The sequence below is a fragment of the Oceanobacillus jeddahensis genome, assembly GCF_000750635.1.
GTDB classification, from domain to species: Bacteria; Bacillota; Bacilli; order Bacillales; family Amphibacillaceae; genus Oceanobacillus; species Oceanobacillus jeddahense.
Genome location: NZ_CCDM010000005.1, coordinates 347,083 through 359,833 on the forward strand (window position 1 = coordinate 347,083; position 12,751 = coordinate 359,833).

Here is a 12,751-nt window from a genome sequence, read left to right on the forward strand (position 1 = left end):
CGGTTTTTAATCCAAATAGGAATTAGTACATAGACTCTAATATATCCATTAAGATTTCTGAAATAAACAAGTTATTCATAAGGGTGATCACAGCAAAGGTAATAACTAACGATATAATTGTGAAGTAAAAACTTTGCTTTGCTTTTTCTTGGATAAGTGCATAGAGCATATGAATAATAGGATTAACGTACATGATAATGATAAATAAAATGGTTATAAAAGATATCCCCCATGGGAATCCTGCTTCTTCCGGGCGAAATACTTGCGAACCCATTTCAAATACATCAATCTTAACAATCCCTAACAGTGATAAAAATGCCAACACAACAAATAGACCAGCAAATGGTACAAGCGTGCCTGTGTAACGGGTGAATTGCTGTACAAAGGTAGCAGGGTGCTTCGCAAGATTAAGCATAATAAAGTTTGCCAGCAGTCCTGCAAAGAAGAGAATAATAAAAATAAGTATTCCCTTTAGCGTGGTTGAGAAAAAAGGAACATGGTCGCCCAGCGATTCATCACTGGAAAAGAGTCCGGCAGCATCTTGGAATAATGAGTTAAGAAGTCCATAAAAAAACAATGTAGCAGTAAGTGCTAATATAATGGCTGTAACAATGGAATTTGTTAAATGCTGTTCGTTATCTTTGAAAGCGACATTCGGGTTTTTCACACGAGTAATAAAATAATTCCAATATTGACTTAGTCCTGTTTTTACTTTTTCAAGCGCAGGATTCACTTGTTGTGGTGTTTCTGTGTTTGGTTCTGGGTTTGATTCAGCTGCTGTAGCACTCTCTTGTTGAGATACTTCCGCATGGTTCGGAGCATCTGTACTATTTTCTTCTGATATATTCTCTGTCACTGATTCCTCTTGCTGATTTAGCGGAGCACCACATTTAGTACAAAACTTTCCTTCCTCCGTTTCTTGATTACATGATGGGCAAATCAAAAAATCACTTCCTTTTCAAATAATTCGACAAGATAAGATAAATCTTGCTTTAAGAGTTAATTATATACGATTTTTTAAGGAATAGGTAGAGGTTAGCTGGATTCTTCTGTTATTTTAGGAAATCAATATTTGTTTTTTACATGCTTAACTTTCGCACCTGGGAATAAGTGTATATATCTTGCTACTTCAGGATGAACATGTTCTCCATTATTGTGCTTGTTTTTTTGGTTACATATCCAGCTTTTTGGAATTGGTGATTGTGTATACCTCCGCTCCGGCCAACCACTCCGCTTAATTAGAATTCTACAGCGAATATAAGAAGTAACATCCTGTTGGGTAGGATGAAAAAATATCCCTATCGCTTGATGATACGATCATCTTGTTATTACAAATGGTTGGTTTAGCAGTTCGAATCAAAACAGCGTGGATAGTTAATAGCTAGAATAGCTTTCATGCACAAAAAGAAATCATTGCTGAACATTTTTACCATACACTACGAAAATCTCTTCTATCTGAACTACTTTTATTTGTTCAGCTATTCCACATATAGAATACCTTACTAGCGGAGGCGGACCGTTTTGACTCCTGAGGGATCAGCACCATCTGAAGATCCACTTTTGCCAAGCGATCTTCTTGGCAAAAGTTAGCTGAAGAGCGTGCCCCTAGGAAAGCAAAACGGTCCGCCGCAGCGGTAGCCATACACCTCACCTTCTATTCTTGGTCAAGAGAGTTAACAAAGGAACAATCAACTCCTATTTCTATGGAAATGAAGCTACTTTCTAATAGGAGGAAATTGAGTTACATATAAAAAAGCAGCCTGCTGAGATTTGTGTGCAGGCTGCTTTTGAAAAGGGGGCTACTTTTTAATTTTACTGATTTTCTTCCGGCTGATTTGCTTTTAATTCATCCATTTTTAACGTAATGGAATGCAATTCTCCATCGCGTGCGAATTCGATTTCTACATGTTCTCCAGCTTGACCTTGGTCAAAAAGTTCTTTTCGAAGCTCGATAATGGATGTGACGGGATTTCCATTTATTTTTGTAATTACGTCAAATTGTTGCAGATTCGCATTGTCTGCGGGAGAACCGGATTGGACATTCGCAATAACCATGCCGCCTTCTACATCTTCAGGAAGCTCAATTTCTTGTTGGTATTGCGGTGGAACCTGACTTAATGGAGCTGTGGAAATACCGATTAATGGACGGGAAACTTTCCCATCTGTTTCCAGTTTTTCAACAACTGGCAGCGCTTCGTCAATTGGAATAGCAAAACCGATACCTTCTACTTGGCTTTGCGCGATTTTCATAGAGTTAATTCCTATTACATCGCCGTTTGCATTAACTAATGCTCCGCCACTGTTTCCTGGGTTAATGGCAGCGTCTGTTTGCAGAACTTCTGTTACCCAGTCAGGAGCGCCATCTCCATTTGTATCTACCTCAACATTACGATTTAATCCGCTGATAATCCCTCTGGTCACACTATTATTAAAGTCCATACCAAGCGGATTCCCAATTGCCATGACCGTTTCACCTACTTCGATACCTTCACTTGATCCTAAATTTGCCACGGTATCGACATGCTCTCCATCAATTTCAAGTACAGCTAAGTCTGTTAGGGCATCTGTTCCAAGTACGGTTGCATCTACTTGATTTTCTTCGTCGAGGGCTACTTGAACTTGCTCTGCACCTTCCACAACATGATTATTGGTGATAACATACGCATTTCCATCTTCTTTTTTATAGATGATTCCGGAACCAGTTCCAGCTTCTTCGCTGCCATCCCATAAATTTTGCTGTTGCATATTGATAACACCGACAACGGCTTGAGATACTTCTGAGATATCAGCAGAAACATCGGCATCATCTGAAGCTATGGTAGGAATAATAGACTCTGATGAAGCGTTGGATGATGCAGTTTCTCCTCCAGATGAGTCCAACGCGCCTTCAGAAGCCGGTAACAATTGATTTCCTAAGAGGAGGACTACTAGTACGGACGAAATGATTCCTCCAATTGCTCCGCTAAAAAAACCACTAAACCAACCTTTCGATTTTTTTTGCTTCGATGGCTTTTTTTCTGATGAAGCGACATATGTTGTTTGTTGTTCATCTGTTGTTCTATTTTGCTCTGATCTATGATTATCAATTGTCGATGCTTCATCAGTCAAAGGATCATTATTCTTTTCAAGGTCACCCGATACATTTTCATTTCTTTCATTTTCATAATCGTTGTTACTCATTGTAAAGCACCTCCAAGTTATTTGATTTAAATTTATTATAGTACCGACTATGGGAAATCCTTTGGTATAATTGTGTAAAAACTGTGTAATCTCGGATTCCGTTTGTCAGAAGCAGGTTATTCATGTGAAAATAAAGGGTATAAAATGAAAAATTGTAAATAGGAAGTTACTTAATCAGCCACCCTATATTATTAGGATTACCCCATTGGTTTTTTATAATAAACATGAAAACTTTAAAGAAACCTTGGCATTTGTTAAAGAGAGCCTTGAAAGTGTGTGTTGCTTTCTTAGAATCCCTTAGTTGGAGCTGGGACTGTGATTACCAATGTTGTCAGGTTAATGAATTTTCTTAAAGTGAAAAAAGTGATCATTAGCACTGCTGAGATTCCCAGTATGATTAGAACTTGCCAGAGTAGTGTCTTTTCAAATCTGAAGATGATAAACTACAATTTAGTACATGGTGAAAGAGGTGGAAAATACATGTCATACCATATTGGTTTGGTAGAAGATGATAAAAACATACAAGATATTGTCGTTGCTTATTTAAAAAAAGAAGGCTATCAAATAACCGTACTGGACAATGCTGAAGACGGATGGACATTATGGGAAAATAATCCGCCTGATATGTGGGTGTTAGATATTATGCTCCCAGGGATGGACGGTTATGAATTTTGCAGGAAAATCCGTAACGAAAGTGATGTTCCCATAATTATTATCTCAGCAAAAGATGAGGAAATAGATAAAATTTTAGGTCTGGAGCTGGGCAGTGATGATTATTTAACAAAGCCATTCAGTCCAAGAGAGTTAATCGCTCGTATCAAAAGACTGTTTAAACGGGTACAGCCGAAGTCTTTGGATAAAGAAGCAGATGACCGGGTAAAGGTAGATCAGCTTCTCGTTTATAAGAATGAACGTAGAGTATTTTTTGAAGGAATAGAGTATGAAACAACGGCAAAAGAATATGATATGCTGCTCCTCTTGGCAGAGAATCCCAATCGTGCTTTTTCCCGTGAAGAGCTGTTGATAAAGGTTTGGGGAGATGATTATTTTGGCAGCGACCGGGCGGTAGATGATTTAATGAAACGGATTCGTAAAAAAATGGAAAACATTCCACTAGAGACAGTATGGGGATTTGGCTACCGCTTGAGAAAAGATGAGGAAGCATAACAATGAAATTACAATCGCAACTAAATGCTGCTTTTACAGCACTGCTGCTTGTTATTATGACAACAGCGGGTTTGGTTATTTATTCGCTGGTTTTAGATGTACTTATTCAGGATGAACAGCGGCAGCTTGCAGAGACGGGTGAATTACTTATCAGTTTTCTTTCTGAACAGTATGATGATGCAAGTGAATATCGGAATATTGATGATTTCCTGCAGGATCAGGAATTACAACTTTTTTTATATGACAGGAATTTAGACACCGTTTTATTTTCAACCATGTCTATTTCAGTAGTAAATGAGTTTTTTGAGGAAAATAACTTTGCGAATAATGATGAAACGTTATGGCAGCATGGAAATGACCGGTTTGTAACACAGCGAATTATTTTTTCACCAGAACAATCAGGGATGGAATTAATTTTATTAACGCCTATTAATGATTTAAGAGCTGTTCAGCAAAACTTTTTCTTTCGCTTAGCGTGGGTATTTTTAATCGGAGCCCTGGCGGCAGTGATTTTAAGTTATTATATGACAAATAAGTTAGTTACTCCGTTATCCTTATTGAAAAAGGAATTGAAAAAGGTAGAAAATCGACAATTTGATCAAATGAAGCGGATCCGGGCCAGTGGAGAAATAAAAGAGGTAGAACAGAGTGTCTACGAGATGTCGCAAACACTGGAACAATACATGAATTCGCAGCAAACTTTCTTCCAAAATGCGAGCCATGAGCTGAAGACACCATTGATGACGATCCAAGGTTACGCAGAAGGAATTCGTGATGGTATTTTTGATGAAGAAGATACCGAAAAAGGGCTGGATGTTATGGTTACAGAGGTGAACCGGCTTAAGAAAATCATCAATGAAATGATTTTACTCGCTAAATTAGATTCTCAGCCCGATGTGTATGAAGAGACAGAAATTGATGGACAGGCTTTTGTCGAAGGAATTGTAAGTAAAGCATTGCCGATCATCAATGAACAAAAGCTGAACCTTCATCAGAAGGTGGACGGTCCCATAACGATACATGCAGATGAAGAAAAGCTGTTGCGAGCCGTTTCCAATGTGGTATTTAATGCAATCAGATATGCCAATGAAGAGATATCTATTCATGTGTATAAGAAAAAGAATTATATTTTCTTTGATATCGAGGATGATGGAAAAGGAATTTCTGAAGAAGATATGGATAAGATATTTCATCGGTTTATCAAAGGGAAAGGCGGGGAAACGGGATTAGGACTGGCTATTGCACGTGCCATTATTGAACAGTCAAATGGGAAAATTTACGCTGGACCATCAAAAAAATTAGGCGGAGCGAAGTTTACCATGTGCCTGCCTGTTTCCAATAAACCGAAAGGAAATAAAAAATTAAAATCTTAGCGAATATGATGAAAAGACTTCTTTCTATGCCTGATCGGGCGGGAAAGAGGTCTTTTTCTAAGTTTTTACTGAAAAGAAACATGATAAAAGAAATAATTACTGCATCAGCTTCAGGTAGCAGTATTTCTCACCGTATACAGACCCATCTTTTGTGATTTGTTGCTAGAAGTATAACATAGAGCACGTTGCTGTAATAATTCACTTGAAATTAACATATGCTAAAAATAATTTTACAATATTCATCATTATATGATATAATAAATTGGTTTTACATTCGATATGTTAGAGGAGCGTACTATTTATGCAATTAAGAAATGATATTCGTAATATCGCAATTATTGCACACGTTGACCACGGGAAAACAACATTAGTGGATCAACTATTAAGATATTCTGGGACTTTTCGGGAAAATGAGCACGTTGATGAGCGTGCAATGGACTCTGGAGATATAGAACGTGAACGCGGGATTACGATCTTAGCTAAAAATACAGCTGTAAAATACGAAGATTCAACAATTAATATCCTTGACACACCAGGTCACGCTGACTTTGGCGGTGAGGTTGAGCGTATTATGAAAATGGTTGATGGTGTTGCTTTAGTCGTTGATGCCTATGAAGGAACCATGCCGCAAACACGTTTCGTATTGAAAAAAGCTTTAGAACAAAAATTGACACCAATTGTGGTATTAAATAAAGTCGACCGTCCCAATGCCAGACCGGCAGAGGTGGTTGATGAAGTATTAGATTTATTTATTGAACTAGGAGCGGACGATAATCAATTGGAATTCCCAGTTGTTTATGCTTCTGCATTAAATGGAACATCTGGTTTAGAACCGGAAGATCAGCAGGAAACAATGGATCCGGTCTTTAATACGATTATGGAGCACATCCCTGCACCGGCTGACACAAGAGAAGAACCTCTGCAGTTTCAAGTAACGTTACTGGATTATAATGATTACGTCGGACGAATTGGTGTTGGGCGTATTGTCCGGGGCTCTATCAAGGTAGGACAGCAGGTTGTTGTATTAAAAGAAGATGGATCACAAAAATCTTTCCGTGTTTCTAAATTATTTGGTTTTATTGGGTTAAAGCGGGTTGAAATTCAAGAAGCTGTTGCGGGGGATATTGTGGCTCTTTCTGGTATGGAAGATTTGAATGTTGGTGAAACAGTATGCCCAGCGGAGCACCCAGACCCACTTCCATGGTTACGCATTGATGAACCAACCTTACAGATGACATTTGTTGTAAATAACAGCCCATTTGCAGGTAAAGAAGGGAAGTATATTACTTCTCGCCGAATCGAAGAACGTTTGTTAAAACAATTAGAAACGGATGTAAGCTTACGAGTGGATCCAACCAGTTCACCTGATGCGTGGACTGTTTCAGGACGCGGAGAGCTACATCTATCCATTCTTATTGAAAACATGCGCCGGGAAGGTTATGAACTTCAATTGTCTAAACCGGAAGTAATTATTAAAGAAGTGGACGGCGTGAAATGCGAGCCGATGGAACGGGTGCAAGTAGACGTCCCAGAGGAGTATACTGGATCTGTGATGGAATCTCTGGGAGAAAGAAAAGGCGAAATGCTTGATATGACCAATCAGGGGAATGGACAAGTCCGTATTGAATTTAAAGTGCCATCTCGCGGACTTTTAGGATATACAACAGAATTTATGTCGCAAACACGTGGTTATGGCATCATTAACCATACATTTGATGCATTTGAACCTGTAATCAAAGGCCAAGTTGGTGGCCGCCGGGAAGGTGTGCTTGTTGCACTTGAAAATGGAAAAGCTTCTACGTATGGTATTATGAACTTAGAAGACCGTGGAACGATCTTTATCAATCCTGGTACAGAGGTTTATGCGGGAATGATTGTTGGAGAGCATAACCGTGAAAATGACTTAACTGTTAATATCACAAAGGAAAAGCATTTAACCAATGTGCGTTCAGCAACGAAGGATCAAACTTCGACAATCCGCAAAACAAAAGACATGTCTCTAGAAGAAGCATTACAATATTTAAGTGATGACGAATATTGTGAGGTTACTCCAGAAACGATTCGTCTTCGTAAGAAAATCTTAAATAAAAATGAACGTGAGAAAGCAGAGAAAAAAAGTAAGTAATAAAAAGCCGGACTGATTTTATAATTATAAAATCAGTCCGGCTTTTCTAAAGTCAAGATTTAAAATAACGCAGTAGACTAGATATGGATAAAACGACCATCAAAAGAACACCTATCCCGCCTAAAATAAAGAACGTCAAGAAGTGCATCTTTCAAGCCCCTTTCTGGATATATGGCATTTGTTTAATCTTAACATAAAGCAAAATAAGACGAAATAATTAGAATTATCAGCAATCAAGGTATATTATTATAAAAATATACCTTAGTTCTGGTTACATGAAGTGCAAAAAGAAAGGAACAAGAAAAGAAACAACTACAGCACTGATGGTCATCGATAAAACACTGATTGCCCCTTCTGTTTCACTGCTTTCTAATGCTTTCGCTGTACCGATCGCATGGGAAGCTGTGCCGATACTGAGTCCTCTGGCGATGGGATGTCCGATACGACAGATTTTCAAAATAACAGGTCCGAACATTGCTCCGCTGACACCGGCAATCATGACGAAAACGGCAGCCAGCGATACATTCCCTCCTGCAGTATCCGTAATACTAATAGCAATTGGAGCAGTGACGGATTTTGCTGCAACAGACTGAATCAGCCAGTCTTCAAATCCAAACAGTTTTGCTCCTGCAATCCCTGTAAAAACCCCGGTCAGCGAACCGGCAAATATTCCAATACTTATCGCGCCTGCGTATTTTTTGATTAAATGGACTTCTCTGTATAAAGGAACTGCGAGAGAGACAACGATCGGTCCGAGAAAAATATCAATCCACTGTCCACCAATCATATATGTTTCATAAGGGATCTCTGTTAAAAATAAAAACAGGACGATACTTGCTGTAGATAAGAAAATGGGCATAGTGAAAGGGCTGGGTTTCTTCTTGTACATTTTCTTTGAAAACTGATAAAGGATAAACGTGGCTGCAATTGTCATTACTCCGATAAAAACATTATTCATATGATTTTACCTCTTTTTTTAAAAAGAAATTTGTTACCATTCCACTAATGCCAATAACGAAGAAGGTACTGACGATAACGATTAGAATCGTAAGGCTCCCTTTTCCGTGAAAGAAAGTTAAGTACTGAATAACTCCAACTGTAACCGGGATAAAGAAAAATGGAATATCCTTCAAAAGAAAATCCACTCCTTTTTGAATGGATACGATAGGAATTATTTTTAAAATAAGCAGGCTAAAAAGAATCAGCATTCCAATCAGGCTGCCAGGAATATGAAGTGAAAAATAGCTTTGAATCAATTGACCAATAAAATTAAAAAGAAATAAGATACTGATTTGCAAAATCATGATGATATACTTCACTGTGAACCTCCGTTGTCATTTTACTCTTTTAAATCAATGAAGAGAAAATTGTTTGTAACGATACTCACTATTTTACAAAAAATAGTTTTCGTTGCCTATTCCTTTTAAAGAGAAAAAATCATTATATTATATAAAAAAACACGCATTAGCGGGAGTTTCTGTATTGCTCTATGAAGGTATATTATAAAAACAGCCCGACAATTCAAAAGAATGCTTGTCGAGCTGTTTTAAGATTAGTCTACCATATTACTTTTCTTTGTTTTCATATATGCTTTATGAACCCGGGGCGCAATCCATGGACGGAATGTGTATCCTAATAGGATAAAGATAGCCGGGAAAATGGCGAGTATCAGGAACCGGTTAAATACAACAGACCATACAATTCCTCCAGATGCTTCTCTAAGAATATCGATCGCATACGTAAACGGAAGGAATGGATGAATTGCCTGGAAAAATTCCGGTGCTACTTGAATTGGGAACATTCCGCCGCCACCTGACAATTGCAGAATCATGAAGATGATCGCAACAGCTTTTCCAACGTTTCCGAATAAAGACACAAGCGTGTATACAATAATCATAAACGCCAATGCAATCAGAACACTGAAGAGTGTAAAGTAGGCAGGGTGCGCCATATATGCATCGAGTATAAAGATATTACCGAGTGAAACAATCACTGCCTGCAGGATCGCTACGATTAAGAATAGAGTCATCCGGCCAAGGTAAATATCTCTTAAGCTGAATGCTTCTCTATTTTTATCTTTTAGTTCCGTTGTAATTAAATTACAAAGCAATAATGCTCCAACCCAGAGTGCGAGTACGGTATAGAATGGTGTATTAGCTGATCCATAGTTTGGAATAGCGAATAGTTTTTCCTCATCCAGCTGTACAGGACGGGAGAAATACTCTGTTTCATCACTCAGGTCATTTTGCAATGCAGCAATTAATTCTTCGATGATTTGATCATCTTCCATTTGTTTTATCCGGTCATAAGCATTTTGAATATCTTCCTTATACCCCGGCCAATCATCACGGATAAAATCAGCCATTTCACCGATAGCTTCCTGCGCCTCCGGTAAATTGTCCTGAACAAGGGAATTTAAATTCTCATATTGTTCAATTAAATCATCCATATCATTTGTAACAAAGCCGGCTAAATTGTTTACTTCATCTTCCAAATGTGGCATGTCATTTTGGAAAAACGAACTTGCCATATTCACCCCGTTTTTAAATTCAGGAAAGTGTTGATTTACCGTATCAGAAACATCACTAAATTGCTCTTCATAATAAGGTAAATTCTCATTTAAAAGGTTTAAATAATACTGTGAATCATTGACAACTGTTGCTGCTTCCGATAAATAATCAGAAGCTAAATCAGTATATTCTAATGCAGCATCCAATTTGGAATCTGCATCATTTAATCTGTTTTCCAACGTGGTGAAAGCATTGTTCACAAATGGCTCAAGCGTGTCTTCGTTGAAGGTTTGTAATGTATCTAGGTCATTTATTGCATTATCCTTCACATCTTCTAATTGGCTAAGGTCAAAATCACCACTTGCCAAAAAATCAATGATATCATTTAAATTGGAATCGCCGTTTTCCAGTGTATCTTGGATTTTTTCCAATTCTTCTTTATTCTCTGGAACCTCTAGTAAAGCAAGCGAGTTTTGCGTGCTTGTAATAGAAGATTGCAGACCCTCGATACTGTCTTGAATCGCTTGGATTTGTTCCTCTGCATACTCTGCTCTATCTGGATTTTCTTTCATGGCAATGAGTTCAGGTAATTGCTGAATATTACTTTTTGCAAGGTCTATATTTTGATCTAATACATTGGAAATTTCATCAAAAGCTTGCATTGTGTCATCATGAAGTTCATTAATGACTTGATCAATTTCCTCATCACGTTGCGGTGTTTCTTCAGGATCTTCAGATTGCTCCGCGTCTTCACCGCCCTGTTCTGTATCTTCTTCCGCGTTACCGTTATTTTCTTCGCTGTCCCGTTCTGTATCTTCCTCTACGTTATCGTTATTTTCTTCGCTATCCTGTTCTGTATCTTCCTCTACGTTATCACTATTTTCTTCACCTTGTGATGTGTCTGGAATAAATTCAGCATTTGCTAAATCTTCTTTGACCTCATCGAAAGAGGACTGATAATCAGCTATTGCTTCATTTAACGTATTGATATCTTCTTCTGTGAAATTATCCGCTTCGATTTGAGTAAGCATATCCTCTAATTCAGCAGAAAGATCATTACCTTGCTCTATAGTTCCATCGGCGGAGCTGCTTAATTTTTCTAAGGACTCATTTGATTCCAGGCTGTCCGAATTACGAAGCTCTTCCAGCATTTCTTCCAGGTTACCTTGAGAATCACCGACTGAATCCTTTACGTTATTCACAAAATCAGGTGTGACCGATTCTTCTGTATTAAAATCAAAGGAAGGCAGTCCATTGATAATTTCTCCGGCATCATTGATCCGGTTGTGGACAAGCTCTGTTACTTCATCCGTTACTTGTTCTGCCTCATCTAACGTATCCTGTGCATTATCCACCTGATTTTGATAATCCTGAATCTGGTTATTGATCTCAGGAATCCGTTCTTGTACATCAGCTAACGTATCACCGGCAGTAATACTTGCCGCATAAGCATCTTCCAGTCCCTGATTAATCGCAGGGAAATATTGCTGAATAGAGCTGATTCGAGTTAACGCATTTTCGATGTCAGGCATTGATTGGTTCAGTTCAATAACAGCGTCTCCCAGACGATTAATATCATCCAAATGAGATTGGGCAGTCAGGATTTGATCTCCGCCTTCCCGGATGTTTGACTCATACTCCTGTAAACTGTCTAGTGTATCTGCATAATTTAGAATCGTATCCTGATCCTCGTCTAACTGAACGATAAGGTCGCCTGCCTCATCAATATCATCAATATGATCATGAAGATTATAAACAGCATCTCTTATTTTTTGCAGGGTAGGCAGATTTTCCTCAAGCTCTATCCCGGCATTATTAAATTCTTCCAATAATGTTTTTGCTGTTGTCTGCACAAATTCATCGTTAATGGTTTCGGTAATTTGTGTAGCTCCCGTATCTGTCATTTTTGGCGCAATGGCGTTGATTTTTTCGTTCACCTTATATTGAACAATCGCGCTTCTTGGCTCTTCATTAAGTATGCTTGCTACATCTTCCGAGAAGGTTTCAGGAATATGAATAGTTGCAAAATATTCTCCTGTATACACCTTTTCATCTGCTTCTTCAATTGAATCACCAAATTGCCAACCTAATGAATCATTTTTCTTTAAATTCTCAACTAATTCGTCTCCCATATTGATGGAACGATCTTCCACTTCGGTACCGAGATCGTCACTAACTACGCCAATTTTGATTCCTTGAGTATTGGCGTAAGGGTCCCAGGATGCTTTTATATTAAACCAAGCATAAAAAGAAGGGAGGATTGCTAATCCAATAATCAAAATAAGAATAGAAGGAACACGAATGATGTTTTTCATATCTTGTTTTGTAATTTTAAAAGCCTTTTTCAAAAAAATTCTCCTCTTTTCTCGGGTAAATAATTATAAAATATGTGTTAA

The 12,751-nt window shown here is 38.1% G+C and carries 8 protein-coding genes; 3 read left to right on the forward strand and 5 right to left on the reverse strand.

Features of this window, described 5'->3' with window-relative positions; all coding sequences use genetic code 11:
* Positions 1-22: 22 nt before the first annotated feature.
* A complete protein-coding gene (locus BN986_RS20370; RefSeq protein WP_040983558.1) occupies positions 23-943 on the reverse strand; it encodes a zinc ribbon domain-containing protein in 921 nt (306 codons plus the stop codon).
* A gap of 869 nt (positions 944-1,812) precedes the next feature.
* The gene (locus tag BN986_RS20375) at positions 1,813-3,180 is read right to left on the reverse strand and encodes a S1C family serine protease (protein WP_074435721.1); all 1,368 of its coding nucleotides are present in this window, start codon (positions 3,178-3,180) and stop codon (positions 1,813-1,815) included.
* Positions 3,181-3,660: 480 nt separating this feature from the next.
* Here BN986_RS20375 and BN986_RS20380 point away from each other — a divergent pair, with 480 nt between their 5' ends.
* The 3 genes from BN986_RS20380 (at position 3,661) to typA (ending at position 7,845) form a co-directional block, all read left to right on the forward strand.
* The gene (locus tag BN986_RS20380) at positions 3,661-4,347 is read left to right on the forward strand and encodes a response regulator transcription factor (protein WP_040983559.1); all 687 of its coding nucleotides are present in this window, start codon (positions 3,661-3,663) and stop codon (positions 4,345-4,347) included.
* Between the two features lie 2 nt (positions 4,348-4,349).
* The gene (locus BN986_RS20385) at positions 4,350-5,720 is read left to right on the forward strand and encodes a sensor histidine kinase (protein ID WP_040983561.1); all 1,371 of its coding nucleotides are present in this window, start codon (positions 4,350-4,352) and stop codon (positions 5,718-5,720) included.
* A 301-nt stretch (positions 5,721-6,021) separates the two neighbouring features.
* Positions 6,022-7,845 carry a translational GTPase TypA gene (gene typA, locus BN986_RS20390; protein ID WP_040983563.1) on the forward strand — a complete coding sequence of 608 codons (1,824 nt, stop codon included), beginning with the start codon at positions 6,022-6,024 and terminating at the stop codon, positions 7,843-7,845.
* A gap of 271 nt (positions 7,846-8,116) precedes the next feature.
* Here typA and BN986_RS20395 read toward each other — a convergent pair whose 3' ends face one another.
* From BN986_RS20395 to BN986_RS20405, 3 genes are all read right to left on the reverse strand, one after another.
* On the reverse strand, positions 8,117-8,803 hold the full coding sequence (locus tag BN986_RS20395; RefSeq protein WP_040983565.1) for an LrgB family protein: 687 nt from the start codon (positions 8,801-8,803) through the stop codon (positions 8,117-8,119).
* Entirely contained in the window at positions 8,796-9,164 is a 369-nt protein-coding gene (locus BN986_RS20400; protein ID WP_040983567.1) for a CidA/LrgA family protein, read from the reverse strand. The genes BN986_RS20395 and BN986_RS20400 overlap by 8 nt, the downstream gene beginning before the upstream one ends.
* Before the next feature lie 233 nt (positions 9,165-9,397).
* Positions 9,398-12,670 carry a YhgE/Pip domain-containing protein gene (locus tag BN986_RS20405; RefSeq protein ID WP_187378594.1) on the reverse strand — a complete coding sequence of 1,091 codons (3,273 nt, stop codon included), beginning with the start codon at positions 12,668-12,670 and terminating at the stop codon, positions 9,398-9,400.
* Positions 12,671-12,751: the final 81 nt, after the last annotated feature.